We start from the raw sequence: 16,686 nt of genomic DNA, 5'->3' as shown, positions 1-16,686 counted from the left end.
TCAATTAAAACTCCTTCTCAATTCTATAATAGCCAGGCGAATACGGGTTTTCACCGTACCTAATGGCAAATTTAACTTTTCTGCGGCTTCCACATGCGTGTAACCTTTATAATAAACTAAATTGAGAACTGCTTGTAAGTCTGGTTTCAGGTTCTCTACAAGTTGCTTTACTCCAAGTACGTCTGGGTTAAAAGTCACCTTGTTTTGCTCATCAACGAAACTTACGTTATTTTCTATATCTTGGTTTTTAAGTGAATTCTTAAAGTCTTTAGAACGGAGTTTATCAATAGATAAATTCCTGGCAATATTCATCATCCAGGTAAACAAACGTCCTTTGGTATTGTCGTAGTGTGCTGCAGATTGCCATATCTTCACAAAAGTTTCTTGTAAAACATCTTCCGCTAACTCAGTATGGATAATAATACGTGAAATAACGCCGTAAAGTGCAGAGGAGTACATGCTATACAAGGTCTTCAACACCGCAGGATCTTTCGATTGCAGGGCGAGAACAAGTTCAGGCTCGGTTAGGGTTAATTTTTTATATGCAGTCACTATTGGTTACTAAGATACAATACAGAACAGCAAAACCAAAAAAATGTTTTTATAATTTATTCCCGCAAGGAATGCTATTTTGGAAACATTTTTTAAGCCTGGCATAAACCGGATACTAGGCGATTCCTTCAATTGGGAAAAGATGTTTTTCGGCATGATAAGATGAACGTACCAATGGGCCGCTTTCTACATACTTTAAACCTTTGGCTAAACCAACTTCTTTATACATGGCAAAAGTATCAGGGTGAATCCAATCAACAACCGGGTGATGGTTGCGGGTTGGTTGCAAGTATTGACCCAGCGTTAAAATATGAACACCATTAGCAACTAAATCATCCATGGCTTCAAAGATGTCTTCCTCAGTTTCACCTAGCCCAAGCATAATGCCTGTTTTGGTTCTTAAACCGAATTCTGAAATCCGTTTCAGTGCTTCTAAACTTCTATCGTATTTCGCTTGAATACGCACTTGTCGCGTTAAGCGCTTTACCGTTTCCATATTGTGCGACACCACTTCAGGACGTTCTTCCAATACGCGGTATAAATTATCCCACTGGCCTTTAAAATCAGGAATTAATGTTTCTAGCGTTGTAATCGGGCTTTCCTTACGGATGGCCTGTAATGTTTCTGCCCAGATAATTGAGCCCCCATCTTTTAAATCATCGCGATCTACTGATGTGATAACGCAATGTTTTACGCCCATTAGCTTTACGGAATTGGCCACACGGTTAGGTTCATCAACATCAACCGCTAAAGGCCGGCCGGTTGCAACCGCACAAAACGAGCAGCTTCGGGTACAAATGTTACCTAAAATCATGAAAGTTGCGGTTCCAGCTCCCCAACACTCACCCATATTAGGGCAATTCCCGCTTTCGCAAATGGTGTGCAACTTATGTGTATCTACCAAACTGCGAACTTGTGCATATTCTTTTCCAACAGGCAATTTTACACGCAACCAATCGGGTTTACGTTTAACTTCAGTTACAGCAGGTACTACCGGTAAATCAATCATATCGCAAAGTTAAGGATTAGGATTGAAATGTTGTAATGTCGAAATGTTGTTCTGTTGTAATGTTTGGTTGCAAAGCGAGCAATTCGGAAACGTTTAGCTGTTGATGTTTAAATTTTTAGAATTCAGCACTTGAAAGCCTTCTTTCAAAAAATTGTTTTACCACAATGATTTTGCCTTATCCAATAACTCGCTACCTTTTTTAGTGATTTCCTTTTTGCCGTTTTCAATAGTAGAGGGTTGAGTATATTGGCTTACCGCATTAGACATTTCTTTGAACTTATTGATGTTTGCGAAGATTTCCTTTGTGTGTGGAACATTGTTTTCTCTCATCACTTTCTCCCAATCAATTTTCGCTAATACTGAAATCATATACTTTGAAGCCAGCGTGGCCATGAATGCTTTGTCGTAAACGCCTTTCAAAGCAGCATCCGGCTCACGATCTTTAACATAATCGATGGTTTTTTGTATGGCATCACGTTCACTGTCAGAAAATAGAGGACTGGTTTTTAATTTTTCTAAAGCCGGAATTGCCTTCTCCGGCTTTTCTCTTTTCAAATTGAGATAGGCATCCACCAACCAAACTAATTCGGTTTCTAAGCCAAGCTTGTTCATATCCTTAACAAAAGAGTCAAAATCTTCCAAAGATCTTTCTTCATCAACTTTTCTTTCCATTCGCATTCTATCAAACCCTCTGAAAAGGTAATTCATGCCATGGAAAGCGGTATGTGCTTGTGCATCGCTCAAATTTCTCCAGCCAAAAAAAGCTTTAGTATAAGGCATGGGAATACTTTCATTTTTATCGAGCCATTTAATATTGCGGGATAAACCGTCTTCGGATAAGTAATAAAGGTTGTTGCCGAAGAAAAGGAAGCCTCTAACAAACTCCAACAGCGTTTTAATCTCCGAATCATCCAAAAGCTCTGGTTGTGTTTTTGAACATTCATATAAGGCAAACGGCTGACCTAAATCTCTTGTGGTTAAAACCGCCATGCTTAGAATCGCGTGTTCGATATTCTGAACACGTGTTTTCTCTTTGGGATCAACAGTATTCATGTCAACTTTTGGTGCTCCATACATTACGTTAAAACCTTGTACTAGGCTAGGAAACACATCTTCGTCGGTATTTTTGACCAATTTTTTTACTTTACGATAATCATTATAAAGTCGCAGCGCCTCCATTACAGAGATACTTTTTTTATTGGTATCGAGCTTATCCATCGTATTCAAGATGTTTCGGGTTTGTGATGAAAACTTTTGGTATTCAACCATATTGGTGTCGAGTACGGCATTTGAACGTACCGCTATTTTTGCAAACTTGTAAAATACGATCTTGTCGTAATTAATATTTTCCTCAAGCTTTTCTTTATCCAGTTGAAGTAAAACCTCGTCGGTTTTTTCTCCGGAACAGCCGGCAAATACAATGATGCAAATCAGTAGAATTAAATTTTTCATCTTAAACATTCCGTTAAAAGAAGCAAACGCTTCAACTAAATAAAAGTATACTTTTGAAGTGGGATGTTTTTTTCGGATGACTATTCGCTTACAATATCTAAATTTCTGCTGCATTTATTTTATTATTCGTGTGTAATAGATGCAGAACCCATTGTTTGATGAGCAAAAACAAATCAATTGTTTATCGGGTTATGATTTCTAATATAATCCTAATGAAGATTTAATAATTTCGCTATAAAAATTAACGTTTTCAATTTAATTATGCTAATTAATGCTACCGGTTTCAAATAAAAATACATTTTTTAGCAATTTTTTAGTTTTCATATGCGAAAATTCGTTTCATGTTTAAAATGATCCTAAATTTGTAACTCCTTTAAAATAAGATGACAAAAAAGATAAAGACAGTTGGTAAAACTGACGCAGATGTGATTTTAATTGGCGCTGGAATTATGAGCGCAACACTTGGTGTTTTATTAAAAGAATTAGAACCCAATTTAAGTATTGAAATATATGAAAGATTGGATATTGCAGCAGCAGAGAGCTCTGATGCCTGGAATAATGCCGGTACCGGACATTCTGCTTTTTGCGAACTAAATTATACGCCTGAAAAAAAAGATGGAACGGTTGAAACTAAAAAGGCGGTTCAAATTGCCGAACATTTTGAGGTTTCAAAACAATTCTGGTCTTATCTTATCGAAAAGGGATTAATCTCCAACCCCGAGAATTTTATCCGGAAAATTCCACACATGAGTTTTGTATGGGGAAAAAAGAATGTAGATTATTTAAAGAAACGCTACGACGCTTTACAGCAATGTGATTTGTTTAGCGACATGGAATATACCGAAGATCCGGAAGTGGTAAAAAATTGGGCACCATTAATTATGGATGGCCGTAAAAAGACTGATAAAATTGCCGCCACGAAAATGGATTTAGGTACCGACGTTAATTTCGGTTCGCTAACCCGCGACATGTTTAATCATCTTAAAGAGCAACCTAATGTGAGTCTTTATTTCAATCATGAGATTCGTGATTTGCAGAAAAACAAAGAAGGTAACTGGGTTATAAAAGTTAAAGATTTAGAAACAAAAGACAAACGCAAACGCGTTGCTAAATTTGTTTTCATTGGTGCTGGTGGCGGTTCATTGCCATTGCTCGAAAAATCTGATATCCCGGAAGGTAAAGGTTTTGGTGGTTTCCCGGTAAGTGGCCAATGGTTAAAATGTACTAACGAAGAAATCATTAAACAACATCATGCTAAAGTGTATGGTAAAGCCGCGGTTGGCGCTCCACCAATGTCGGTACCGCATTTAGATACCAGGATGATTAATGGCAAACAGGCCTTGTTGTTCGGTCCTTACGCTGGGTTTTCTACCAAATTTTTAAAAAATGGATCGTTTTTAGATTTACCAAAATCGATCAAATTCAATAATATCCGCCCGATGTTATCTGCAGGTTTGCACAACCTCGATTTGACTAAATATTTAATTGAACAGGTAAGGCAATCTCCTGAAGATAGATTAGAAGCTTTAAAAGAATATTTACCAACAGCACAATTGAAAGATTGGGAACTGGAATATGCTGGCCAACGTGTTCAGGTAATTAAAAAGGATGAAAAACAAGGTGGAATTTTAGAATTTGGTACTGAAGTAGTAAGTGCTGGCGATGGTTCCATAGCGGCATTACTGGGCGCTTCTCCAGGAGCATCAACAGCGGTATCAATCATGATTGAATTATTGAGTCGTTGTTTTAAAGACGATTTGGCAACTGATGAATGGCAAGCTAAAATGAAAGAAATGATCCCTACTTTCGGTAAAGAGTTGGCTAACAATCCTCAACTTTGCAAAGAAACCAGAGCGAGAACATCAAGAGTTTTAGAGATAGAAAAAGCCTAGAGATAAAATTTTTCATCCTTCACAAATTGGAATGAAACATTTTTAAGATAGAATATATGATAAAAAAAGGGGCGCAAATTTTAAATTTGCGCCCCTTTTTGCTGAATATTTTTTTGATTATGCCGCAACAATTACCTCAGCCACTTCTTCTGCAGAGATATCGCTATGTGATGCTTCCAAAACACAATCTCCATCTTTAATTAATAAAATTTGTGGCGATTGGTGTGTAACCTGAAAAAGATGGGCAACCTCAGCAGAAATTTCCCTGTAGGCAATTAAATCCAGAAAATAAAGTTTGGTATCTTCCGGAATAACATCCCAGCTAAATTCAAAATTTCTTTTGGCCATCGAACTAATTGAGCAACGTGTACTGTGCTTAAAAATAAGGCTGTATCCGCTTGCTGATTTTATTTCATTAAGCTGATCTATAGAAGTTAAGTTAACCCAAGTCATAATATATTGTTTTATACGTAAACACATGCAGCTAAATAAAGTTCTGCAGATGACTGTAAAATGAAATTCTAATGTTTTAAACTTAGTTTCTTCTGCGTTTACCTTCAGGGTAAGAGCTGTAAGCAGGACAAAGTTTTGAAGAGCATGACTCTAAAATGGTAATGGTGCAAAACACCGCCAATAATAAGATGGCAACTTTTTTCATTAGATTGGGGGATTAAAGCGCTAAGGTACAAATAGTTTATTAAAACACAATTTTAAATATTGGCAGAAAAGTCGGCCATTTTAATTGCGGTGATAGCCGCTTCATCGCCTTTATTACCATGTTTGCCTCCAGCACGATCTTGTGCCTGCTCCAAATTATTGGTAGTTAAAACACCAAAAATAACAGGTTTACTATATTTAATGCCCACATTAGTTACACCCTGTGCAACAGCATCGCAAATAAAATCGAAATGTTTTGTATCCCCTTGAATTACACAACCCAAGCAAATCACCGCATCAATATCGCTTCTTTTGCTGAGCAAAATTTCCGCTCCACCAGTTAATTCAAAACTCCCAGGCACTGGTAACGAAACAATATTTTCTTCGGCTACGCCATTTTCTAACAAAGTTTTTAATGCACCATTGTATAAAGCGCCAGTAATTTCGGCATTCCACTCGGCAACAATGATTCCAAATTTATAGTTCGCTCCATTCGGAACAGTGGTATGAGAGAAATCAGAAAGATTTTTTAGTTGTGTAGACATGTGGCAAATATAATGCTAAGCGTTTAATGTTGAAAGGGCTTACTGTTTAAATGTTGTAACTTTAATTTAAGTCAATTTTCGGCCTCCGTTTTCCAGGAGTTACGTAAATCATTTCGGATCAGAAAAAAAAATATTTTGATTGATTTGGAAAGCAAAACCAGTATTTCAATTAAATGTTCGTCCCGCTCTCCGTTTTACTCACCCGATAAAAAGAATCGGGTTTCGTGTTCACTGCGATCAGGTTTAAAATGCTTAATGCTTTGCTACTATTTAAGCCTTCGAAAGCAAACTGCCAAAGTTTAGCTTAAATATTTTCAATTGATTGTTCAAAATTCTCTTTACGCTTTTCGGCGAAACTTAGTAAAGTGAGAAGTGCAAAATTCATTAGTTTAGTAAATCATCAGATATATGTTTAAATAATTTATGGAATCCATTTTAATATTCCATCTAAAGTTTAAATCCCCGGTTATGAAAAAAACGCTACCAATCTTATTGCTAATCATTTCTTTTTGCTTTTATTCCGCATCCGTTTTTTCCCAAAAGAAGCAAACTTACTATCAGTCAGCTTTTAAAACTATAGATTCTCTCGCTCTCGCAACAAAGCCGAAGGAAGCCGTTCCAATCTTAAATAAGTTAATCGAAAAAGCCCGGAAAGAACAAGAAACAGCTTTAATCATTAAGGCAACCATGTATCGAATGTTATTTCAAGGTTACCTGGAAGAAAATGCTTTTTCAAAAATAAATAAAGAATTACAACAAGATATTCTTACTGCCCGCCAACCCGCCAAAAGTATTTTACAATCATTACTAGCCGAAAGTTATTGGAAATATTACGATCAGAATCGATTCCAGTTGCTTAATCGCACCAATGTCCAATTAAATCTGAGCGATGATATTAAAACCTGGCCAGCCAGTAAATTTTTAGAGGAAACTGCTAGAAATTATTTAGCATCAATTGCAGAGACTAAAATTTTGCAAAACACAAAAATTGATAGTCTGAGCGAAATGATGATTGGTAATGAACAAAATAGGTTTTTAAGGCCTACACTTTATGATTTACTAGTACATAGAGCTATAGATGTTTTGATAAATACACAGATAGAAATTACCAAAAATGATGATGCAATCGATTTTAATGATGTGAAATGGTTTGATGATGATAAGGCATTTTTAAAAATTGAGCTTCCAACTAAAGATTCGACTTCATTCTCATCAATGGCATTAGCCATTTTTCAGAAACTTATCCGCAGCCATCAAGAAAGTAAGAATATCGGTGCTTTAGTTGATGTGGATCTTAAACGGTTAAATTACGTTTATTCCAGAAGCACCCGCGAAGATAAAATGGGGCTTTATGATGCAGCAATCCAAAAACTTGCCAATATCTCCAGATCCTCAGAACTGTATGCCGATGTGCTTTTTGAACTTGCATTGAAAAAATACGAGATGCGAAATCTGCAAACTCTAAAACAAGATATAGATTTAAAGGAATTACTGGCAATAGGCAACCTGGCTATCGAAGCCTACCCGAAAAGTATTGGTGCCAAAAACTTTGAAAAGTTAATTGCTGACATAAAAAGTAAAATGTTGGAAATTAAGATGAATCAATTTTTAATGCCAGGAAAACCAGCACAAATACGTTTTAGGTATAAAAATACGAATACAATTTCATTACAGCTTTTTAAGGTAAGCAGAATTACCAACCGTTTTCACCTTGGCAATCTGGAAGATTATGAGAAATTTATCGCTACAAATAAAATCCAAAAAGAATGGATGGTTAGCTTGCCTGAAACTGATGATTATAAAGAGCATACTTTAATAGACAAATTGGATGGTTTGGAGAAAGGTCAATATGTTATCATCGCCAATACTACCGGCAATAATGCGATGTTTAATTACCTAACCTTTCAAGTTACAGATCTGGCTGTAACCAATCGCATCACAGAAATCCTTAATCATCAATATTTTGTTTCCAATAGCTCCACGGGAGAGGCTGTAGTAAATGCAACTATAAATGAGGAAAACAATGAATATGAGGATGGAAAATATGTATATAAACCCAGGGGAACTTTAAACACAGATAGAAATGGATTTGCAGAGAGTTCGCTAAATGCATCGGTAAACCGTATTGAAACCATCTATGGCAATGATACGGTTGTAATGGATATTAACCAGCGTTTTTATAAATACATGTCTGCAAAGTCGAAAGTGGTTTTATTTACCGATCGGCCAATTTACCGGCCCGGCCAAACCGTTTATTATAAAGGAATATATTTTGAATTTGAAGATGATAAGAACCGGATCTTAAAAGAATCAACTATCGAAATCAACTTTAGTGATGCCAACAGGAAGGAGATTGAAAAAACTTCGAAAATTACGAATGAGTTTGGCACTTTCCACGGTTCGTTTACTATCCCAATGGGTAAGTTAAACGGCAGGATGAGCATTAATACAGCTTATGGTAATGTTGATGTTCAGGTAGAGGAGTATAAGCGACCTACTTTCGAGGTTTCATTTAATCCATTGAATGAAAAATACAAGTTAAACGATTCGATACTTGTACAGGGAAAGGCAATTGGTTTTGCGGGTTATGCCGTTTCTGGCGCAAAAGTTAAGTATGTTATTACCAGAAATATCCTCTCGTCCAATGATCGCGTTTATGGTTACAGTCCGAGTAAGCAAATAGCTATTGGCACAACTGAAACGAAAGCCGGAGGTGTTTTTGACATTCGCTTTTTTGCTGCAGCAGAGAATACCAGCATTAATGCATATTCCTATCAAATCAATGTAGATATCACTGATTTGAATGGTGAAACAAGAAGCAAATCTCAGTTTATTAATGCTGGCAAAAGTGATGTTTTACTTAACGTAGATATACCAGAAAATATTTTTACTGCTAATTTTAAGGGTAATTTAGCTTTCGAAATTACCAATTTAAATAAGGCGCCAATTAATGGCAAATTAACTGTAGAGTGGTACAAACTGGAATATCCGGGTAGAGTGGTTTATCCGAATACTTTAGGTAGAGCAGAAAAATACAACCTGAGCAGGGCCGAATTTGTTAAGCAATTTCCTTACGATGAATACGAGAATGATGGAACTCCTGAAAGTTGGCTGACAGGAAAAATCAGTTTTGTTCAGCATCAAAAAGTAGAACAGGGTTCTTGTAATTTAGAAATGAAGGGCGTTAAACTTCCTTCGGGATATTACAAGGTGAAGTTTAAAGCACTTAATGAGAATCTGGATTCCATCATTGTAGAAAAAATTGTACGAATTTACGAAAGTCCAAGCGAGAAAATATTACTCGCAAAAGAGTGGCTTGTAGCGGAGAAGACCGTTGTTACAACTAATGAATCAGCTGTTTTTAGGTTTGCCAGTGTTTTGCCAAATGCCAGGGCTTACTATGAAGTGTATTATAAAGACCAGGTTATAAAAAAAGTTTGGTTAAATCTAAGCCATAAGCAGGAAGTAGTAAACATCAAGCCTGAAGCTCAATTTGTAGAAGGTTTCGCTGTTCAGTTTACCTTAATTCAAAATGGTAGAATATTCCAATCTATGAACGTAATTGCCATTGTAGATGAAAGTAAAGAGTTGGATATTAATTTTACAAGTTTCAGGGATAAACTACAGCCAGGTGAAAAGGATATATGGAAATTAAAAATCACTAATAAAAAGGGCGAAAAACAAATGGCTGAAATGGTGGTGTCTTTATATGATGCATCGTTGGATGATTTAAAAACCATGAGCTGGAATAAAATCGTTTCGCCTAAATACAACTACAATATTTACAACTGGGGCTATAATCTCACTGCGATACAAACGGCGAATGAGATCTGGCACAAAGACCGATATCGTGGTTATTACGACATACGGAAGCGAGAATACGAAGCAATAAATTATTATGGTTTCGATTTCAACACCTACAATTTAAAATATAATTATACGCAATATTTGGCTGGAGTAGAGGCTAATAATCGAAAATCTAACAGCGGAGTGGCGACCAAAAAACTTGCTTCGTTAAAATTATCTGGTTTGGTATATGGTATTGTAACCGATCAGTATGGTTATGGCGTGCCCGGAGTTGCAGTAAGAGTTGGTAAAAAGGGATCAACCACTGATGCCTATGGTATTTATAGTATTGATGCTAAAAGCGGAGATGAATTAACCGTAAGTTATATCGGATATCACCGAGCAACAGCGGTAGTCAAAACAGCTAAAAGAATCGACTTTAAATTGATAGAAGATAGGCAAGGACTAAACGAGATTGTTGTGGCAGGCTACGGAGCCCAACAAAAGAAAAATGTAACAGGCAGTGTATCCAATTTAAGGGAGGAGGTTGAAGTGTTGGCTGCGAGCGGCCCTGTAACAACCATCAAATTAAGGGGAACAACCAGTGTGGCGTATGATCCGGCTGGAGCGCCCGCCCCTGAAATGCTGAGAGAGGCCATTGCTGTTGATGATAATAAAGTTTACGATTTTGTGAGCATTGAAGGCTACGATCCGAAGACGGATACCTACATCATTAATGGTAAACCTGTTAAAAAAGCTAAAGTTATTCCACGTACCAATTTTACTGAAACCGCTTTCTTTTATCCGCAGTTAAAAACCGATGAATCAGGGCAAATTGAAGTAGAATTTACAATCCCACAATCTTTAACGCGATACAAAATGATGGGTTTTGCGCATACTAAAGATTTTAAAACAAAAACCATTACCAAAGAATTGGTTACGCAGAAAAAGCTTTCCATTTCGGCAAATGCACCACGTTTTTTTCGTGAAGGAGATACTATTTTGTTCAGCGCTAGGCTCAATAACCTATCTGGTAAACCGATTGGTGGTTTTGCAGTGTTAGATTTATCCGATGCCATCACAGGAAAAAAGATTTCGATTGTAAGCAATAAAGATGCGGTTCAGCAAAAATTTCAATTGGAAAATAATGGGAACCAGGCATTAAAATGGTCTCTGGTCATTCCTCCAGGCATTGGAGCAATTACATATAAGCTTACTGCTCAATCAGAAAATTATGCTGATGGAGAGGAAATGACCATACCGGTTTTACCGAATTCTATGTTGGTAACTGAGAGTATGCCGATAAACGTACGTGGAGGTGTTAAAAAAACCTTCACTATGGATAAATTACTGCATGCCGGAGATTCGAAAACATTAAGAAACCAAGCCTTAACTTTTGAATTTACTTCCAATCCGATTTGGTATGCGGTGCAGGCTCTACCATATCTAATGGAATATCCTTATGAATGTGCCGAGCAAACCTTCAGCAGGTTTTACGCCAACAGTTTTGCGACGGGCATCATCAATTCATCGCCCAAAATAAAAACGGTTTTCCAATCCTGGGAACAAATCAACAATGGCGAAGCTTTAGTATTTAATTTGGAGAAAAACTCAGCCTTAAAATCAATTTTATTGGAAGAAACGCCATGGGTGCGACAAGCTAATAATGAAACCGAGCGGAAGAAACGCTTAGCTACTTTGTTTGATTTAAACAGCATGACTTATGAGCTTAAAGCGAATTTCGAGAAACTGGAGAGCATGCAGTTTAGCAGTGGTGCATTTCCATGGTTCACAGGAATGCAGGAAGATCGATACATCACCCAACACATTGCAATGGGTATCGGGCAACTGAAACACCTTAAATTAATTGATGAAAAAACTTTTCCAAAATTGAATCAGATGCTTTCGAAGGCTATCAGCTATTTGGATGGTAAATTGGTTGAAGATTATACTTTAGATCTTAAGCTTAAAAGACAAGGATTTAATTATTTAACTCTTCACTATTTATATGCCCGCAGTTATGCAAAGCAAAAAAATGATGATCCTAATTATATTAAATCGGTTAACTATTTCTTACAAATACTTACATCGAAATGGAAATATTTAGATCCCTATCAGCAAGCACAGGCAGCCATAGTTCTCTATAGAAATGGGCGTGAAGCTGAGGCATTGGAAGTGATAGGTTTATTAAAACAAACGGCACAGCATCATGATGAACTGGGTATGTATTGGGCAGATAATAGCAATGGATATTTTTGGTATCAAAATGCCATTGAAACGCAAGCTTTGTTAATAGAAGCCTTCGATGAGGTGGCAAAAGATACGCACTCCGTGGAAGAAATGAAGATTTGGTTGCTAAAAAATAAGCAGACTAATGACTGGAAAACTACAAAAGCAACGGCTGCTGCAAGCTATGCTTTGCTGATGCGGGGTTACGATTTATTAAATGAATCAGCAGCACCAGAGATTGTGATCGGCGGTAAATCATTCGCCGAAATGGACATCGCAGAACCGGAAAAAGAAGCAGGAACAGGCTATCAAAAAATAACCATTGCCGGGCAAAATGTTAAACCCGAAATGGCCAGGGTAGAAATTACAAACAACAATAAAAGTATGGCCTGGGGTGCATATTATTGGCAATATTTCGAGCAGTTGGATAAAATCACATCCGCCGCAACGGGGGTGAAAATAAATAAACAATTATTCCTCCAAAAACAAACCGATAAAGGAAATTTGCTCACGCCATTAACAAATTCAAATCAATTAGCTCCAGGCGATTTATTAAAAGTGAGGATTGAAATTTTTTGTGATAGAGATATGGAATATATTCATCTAAAAGATATGCGATCATCTGGTTTTGAGCCGGTTAATGTGATTTCTCAATTCAAATATCAGGATGGTTTAGGTTATTATGAAAGTACGAAAGATGCTTCAACAAATTTCTTTATCAGTTATTTACGCAAAGGAACTTATGTTTTTGAATACCCACTCAGGGTTACGCATGCTGGCAACTTTTCTAATGGAATTACGACGTTACAAAGCATGTATGCGCCAGAATGCACTACGCATTCTGCAGGGATTAGGGTAACAGTTAAACCTTAACTACAGCAATTGAATACCGGTGTAAGTTGCCCCAATCGGAATAATTTTTTCTCCTATCCAAATTTGGCTGCGGTCAAATTTGGATATTTTGTTTTTAGCTACAATGAATGCCCGATGGCAACGAATGAAATCAGTTTTAGGAAGTAGTTCTGCCAAATCATTAATGGTAATCCTTGAGCTCAAAAGCTTGTCTTTTAATTGAATCTGGGTGTAATTTCCTGAAGCTTCCACATACAGGATTTCATCTAGTTCAACTTTAATTTGTTCATAACCATCCTTCACAAAAATATATTCATTTTTTGCTTCCTGTTTCTGTCCACGCAGATTATATAATTCATGCGCCTTGTTGCAGGCCTTTAAAAACCTCGAAAGAGAAAAAGGTTTTAACAAATAATCAACAGCATCAAGTTCAAAACTCTGGACTGCATGTTCCGTGTAGGCGGTTGTAAAAATAACCATCGGCGGATTGCTCAAACTCTTCAAAAAATCTATCCCGCTGATGTCGGGCATTTTAATGTCCAGAAAAATTAAATCGACTTTATTGTTTTGGAGATATCCAATTGCCGCAAAAGCATCAGTAAAAGTTTGCTGTAATTCTACAAAAGGAACTTTTGATGCATGGGAGCTTATAATCTCAAGTGCAATGGGTTCATCATCTATAGCAATAGCAATCATAGTTTTTGCGGGCAAGATAACAATTGGTTAATCCAAGTGCAAAGTTAAATGCACAAAGAACTCATTTGCACTTTCGCGGATAATTAATTCGTGTTTTTCTGGATACAGTAAAGCCAATCTTTGCTTAACATTTTCTAAACCGATGCCACTTTTCAATTTTTCCGGATCGTTGTCTGCTTTGATGTAAATGCTGTTGCTCACATCAAAAAATAACGTTCTCTCTTTTGTTTGCAAAGTCATTTTGATGTATGATGGTTGCTGTAAACTAATGCCGTGTTTAAAAGCATTCTCGATAAATGGAATTAATAACATCGGTGTAATCTGCAAACTATTCAACTGCTCTTCAATATGCGCTTCAATTCTTATATCGCCAGAACGCGATGTTCTGAGCTTTTGCAAATCGATGTAGTTGTTCAGGTATTCAACTTCCCTAGTCAATGAAATTTTATCTTGTGTATTTTCATGCAACATAAACCGCATCATGTCGCCCAGTTTTTGAATGCCTTCACCCGTTCTTTCTGCATTTTCTTGAAGTGCCGTACCAAATAGTGTATTTAAGGCATTAAACAAAAAGTGTGGATTAATCTGCGATTTAAGAAAATTTAAACTTGCATCTGATTTTCCTAGCTCAGTTTTGAGCATTTGGATTTCCGTTTGTTTCTCAAATTTATGTTTATAAATGTACCATGCCAATGGCGTAGTAATGCATACAAGACTAATAGAAGTAAAAATTAGTGCTATAGGTAATGCATCGCCATTTCTCATGAAGGCTGCAAGCATGATCAAGAGTAATAAAACGATTAGTATGGAAAGAACAACATTCCCCCAAAAATACCGGCCAAATCTTTTTCCCTTTTTCCGGAGGCCTGGAATGATCTCATAAATTGAATAGAAGGCCAATAAGATATTTGCCGGTGGAGCAATTAACCAGATCACCACAAATTCATAATCACGTGTTGGAGAAAAAATAACCGCAAACACCATTAGCGTAATTAGCCATATTTTAGCCGATGTGAAAATTTCCAGCAGAATATCTGTCTTGAAACGTTTCAAAAATGGAATCTTCTCCAACAATGATATTCCTCTCTCGTTGAAATAAGCATAGATGTTGAACAGTAAATAGAGTAAAAAAATATAGGTGAAAGCTTCTCCAAATAAAATAGCGTAAGCATGATTAATATCGGCCTCTTCAATCAATCGATCGGCTTGAGAATAGGTATTGGCAACCATCCAGATGATTACGGAAACTCCGGTGACCATTATAGTAAGAATGATATTTAAAACTACATTGTTCTTTCTCGCAAGCTGTGGCATAAAGCAAAAATTAATCAGTAAGAAGCTGATATAAAGAATACTTATTTTAAAAATTTCTGGCAAGAAGAAATTAGTTAATCTACTGTATTCTAAATGATTTTCGATAAAACGATAAGCGTTTGCGGTGCCATAACTCGTAGAAGTACAAATGCCAATGAGTGCCAGAACGTAAAGTGCTGTCGAAATCCAAAATTCCAGTTGATTGATGCTTTTAGTTTTCATTGTCGGGTCTTCGCCAGAAAGAATAATCATAATGTGTTGTAGTTTATACCACAATGTTACTAACTCTTCTCACTTCAGTTTTTTAAAATGTGATGGATGGTGGTAAAAATGTGATGAACTATTTACGTTGTACGTTTTACGTGAAAAGTTATATGTAATACGTTTTAAGCTGGGCAATTTGGCTTTTAAATCTAAAACTTATTACGTACAACTTACAACACTTTATTATCTTCGGCGTTCCAACTTCACTTAAAATTTAGAACACAAATGATTGTTTACGGAATCCCAAATTGTAATACAGTAAAAAAATCACTCGATTGGTTAAAAGCTCATCAAATTGATTTTGAATTTCATGATTTCAAAAAGAAAGGAATCACTGCCGAAAAGCTAAACGATTGGAGCAATGCTTTTGGTTGGGAAACGGTGTTAAATAGAAAAGGATTAACCTGGAAAAAATTGTCGAAAGAAGAACAAACTGCGATTGATACGCAAGATAAGGCGATCGCCTATCTGATAGAAAATACCAGCGCAATTAAACGGCCGATTATAGAGAAAGACGGTAAAGCAATATTAATTTCTTTTGATGAGGATCGCTATGCTCAAACACTTGGCTGATCCAGTTGTTATAGTCTTAAAGTTTGTTAAATACAGCTTTGAAACATTTTAATACTTACTTTTGATTTATGTATAAGCTGATTATTTTTCTTTTAATTGCCCTTCCTGTTGGTGTTTTTGCGCAAACAGTTACCACTGGTACTGTATTCGATTACAATAAAAAATCGCTCACGTTACCAGGTGTCTCTGTCAGAAATTTAAATAGCAAAAAAGTAACCACTACCTCAAGTACGGGTAAGTACACTATCCCTGCTTCTGTAGGAGATTTGATTGAGTTTTCTGCCGTGGGTTACCATACCGATACGCTTTACTTAACCAGCTTATTGAATAGAAGCATTTATCTTCCGGTAAAATCGACCAGCCTAATGGATATTGATGTAAAAGGGGTGAGAATGAATAGCCAGATTACAGATGCAAAAGACCCATTGGCAGAAAAATATACGCTACTTAATACCGGCGGTAATTTAGGTAGAAAGCGCATGAAAGATAAAGTTGGCGGCTTAAACCTGAATCTTGGTTACGGAAAATACAAGCGGGAGCAAAGAAAAGAAGCTGAGCTAGAAGAAAAAGAAATGTACCAGGAAGAAATTGACGCTGGTTTTAGTGAGAAAACAATTACCGATTTAACAAAGCTTCAAGGCGAAGATCTCAAACACTTTATGATCATTTATAGGCCGTCAATAGAGTCGGTTAAAGCAGAACGACCTTTCAGATATGATTATCATATCTCTAAAGCCTTTGTTGCTTGGCAAAAATTAACTCCTCAACAAAGAAAACTACAAGATTTGCCGAAGTTAAAGCCAAATTAGTTCGATAATACTTTCATGTATCAATATTATAACCACATATAGCGCTATATGTGGTT

At 36.5% G+C, this 16,686-nt stretch carries 11 protein-coding genes; 4 read left to right on the top strand and 7 right to left on the bottom strand.

Annotation, left to right across the window (positions count from 1 at the left end):
- The 3 genes from ACZZZK_RS09905 to ACZZZK_RS09895 all read right to left on the bottom strand — a co-directional run bounded on the left by ACZZZK_RS09905 (position 1) and on the right by ACZZZK_RS09895 (position 3,013).
- Positions 1 to 552 (bottom strand): RNA polymerase sigma factor, encoded by a 552-nt coding sequence (locus tag ACZZZK_RS09905; RefSeq protein WP_463483977.1) that lies wholly within the window; start codon positions 550 to 552, stop codon positions 1 to 3.
- Positions 553 to 667: 115 nt separating this feature from the next.
- On the bottom strand, positions 668 to 1,561 hold the full coding sequence (lipA, locus tag ACZZZK_RS09900; protein WP_463483976.1) for a lipoyl synthase: 894 nt from the start codon (positions 1,559 to 1,561) through the stop codon (positions 668 to 670).
- 156 nt (positions 1,562 to 1,717) lie between these two features.
- A complete protein-coding gene (locus tag ACZZZK_RS09895; protein WP_463483975.1) occupies positions 1,718 to 3,013 on the bottom strand; it encodes a hypothetical protein in 1,296 nt (431 codons plus the stop codon).
- A gap of 383 nt (positions 3,014 to 3,396) precedes the next feature.
- On the opposite strand from ACZZZK_RS09895, the gene ACZZZK_RS09890 reads away from it, so the two are divergent.
- Positions 3,397 to 4,905 (top strand): malate:quinone oxidoreductase, encoded by a 1,509-nt coding sequence (locus ACZZZK_RS09890; RefSeq protein WP_463483974.1) that lies wholly within the window; start codon positions 3,397 to 3,399, stop codon positions 4,903 to 4,905.
- 117 nt (positions 4,906 to 5,022) lie between these two features.
- Here ACZZZK_RS09890 and ytxJ read toward each other — a convergent pair whose 3' ends face one another.
- Positions 5,023 to 5,358, bottom strand: coding sequence for a bacillithiol system redox-active protein YtxJ (gene ytxJ / locus ACZZZK_RS09885; RefSeq protein ID WP_265800005.1), 336 nt, complete (start codon positions 5,356 to 5,358; stop codon positions 5,023 to 5,025).
- Between the two features lie 257 nt (positions 5,359 to 5,615).
- Positions 5,616 to 6,107 carry a 6,7-dimethyl-8-ribityllumazine synthase gene (ribH, locus tag ACZZZK_RS09880; protein ID WP_463483973.1) on the bottom strand — a complete coding sequence of 164 codons (492 nt, stop codon included), beginning with the start codon at positions 6,105 to 6,107 and terminating at the stop codon, positions 5,616 to 5,618.
- Between the two features lie 468 nt (positions 6,108 to 6,575).
- Here ribH and ACZZZK_RS09875 point away from each other — a divergent pair, with 468 nt between their 5' ends.
- Complete coding sequence (locus ACZZZK_RS09875; RefSeq protein WP_463483972.1) at positions 6,576 to 12,995, top strand: alpha-2-macroglobulin family protein; 6,420 nt, start codon at positions 6,576 to 6,578, stop codon at positions 12,993 to 12,995.
- On the opposite strand, the gene ACZZZK_RS09870 is transcribed toward ACZZZK_RS09875, so the two are convergent.
- Both ACZZZK_RS09870 and ACZZZK_RS09865 read right to left on the bottom strand, forming a co-directional pair.
- Positions 12,996 to 13,670, bottom strand: a complete 675-nt coding sequence (locus tag ACZZZK_RS09870; protein ID WP_463483971.1) for a LytR/AlgR family response regulator transcription factor — start codon at positions 13,668 to 13,670, stop codon at positions 12,996 to 12,998.
- Positions 13,671 to 13,697: 27 nt separating this feature from the next.
- On the bottom strand, positions 13,698 to 15,236 hold the full coding sequence (locus ACZZZK_RS09865; protein WP_463483970.1) for a sensor histidine kinase: 1,539 nt from the start codon (positions 15,234 to 15,236) through the stop codon (positions 13,698 to 13,700).
- 237 nt (positions 15,237 to 15,473) lie between these two features.
- Here ACZZZK_RS09865 and ACZZZK_RS09860 point away from each other — a divergent pair, with 237 nt between their 5' ends.
- Entirely contained in the window at positions 15,474 to 15,821 is a 348-nt protein-coding gene (locus ACZZZK_RS09860; RefSeq protein WP_463483969.1) for a Spx/MgsR family RNA polymerase-binding regulatory protein, read from the top strand.
- Positions 15,822 to 15,889: 68 nt separating this feature from the next.
- Positions 15,890 to 16,630: a peptidase associated/transthyretin-like domain-containing protein gene (locus ACZZZK_RS09855; protein ID WP_463483968.1), complete on the top strand. Its 741-nt coding sequence runs from the start codon at positions 15,890 to 15,892 to the stop codon at positions 16,628 to 16,630.
- The last annotated feature ends 56 nt before the right edge of the window (positions 16,631 to 16,686 follow it).

This window comes from Pedobacter sp. AC163, from assembly GCF_979258665.1.
This window is presented reverse-complemented; position numbering and strand designations above follow the sequence as displayed.

Coding starts and splice junctions, on each gene's coding strand:
- ACZZZK_RS09870 (WP_463483971.1), bottom strand. CDS start 13,670: ATGATTGCTATTGCTATAGATGATGAACCCATTGCACTTGAGATTATA.
- ribH (WP_463483973.1), bottom strand. CDS start 6,107: ATGTCTACACAACTAAAAAATCTTTCTGATTTCTCTCATACCACTGTT.
- ACZZZK_RS09860 (WP_463483969.1), top strand. CDS start 15,474: ATGATTGTTTACGGAATCCCAAATTGTAATACAGTAAAAAAATCACTC.
- ACZZZK_RS09890 (WP_463483974.1), top strand. CDS start 3,397: ATGACAAAAAAGATAAAGACAGTTGGTAAAACTGACGCAGATGTGATT.
- lipA (WP_463483976.1), bottom strand. CDS start 1,561: ATGATTGATTTACCGGTAGTACCTGCTGTAACTGAAGTTAAACGTAAA.
- ACZZZK_RS09855 (WP_463483968.1), top strand. CDS start 15,890: ATGTATAAGCTGATTATTTTTCTTTTAATTGCCCTTCCTGTTGGTGTT.
- ACZZZK_RS09895 (WP_463483975.1), bottom strand. CDS start 3,013: ATGAAAAATTTAATTCTACTGATTTGCATCATTGTATTTGCCGGCTGT.
- ACZZZK_RS09865 (WP_463483970.1), bottom strand. CDS start 15,236: ATGATTATTCTTTCTGGCGAAGACCCGACAATGAAAACTAAAAGCATC.
- ytxJ (WP_265800005.1), bottom strand. CDS start 5,358: ATGACTTGGGTTAACTTAACTTCTATAGATCAGCTTAATGAAATAAAA.
- ACZZZK_RS09875 (WP_463483972.1), top strand. CDS start 6,576: ATGAAAAAAACGCTACCAATCTTATTGCTAATCATTTCTTTTTGCTTT.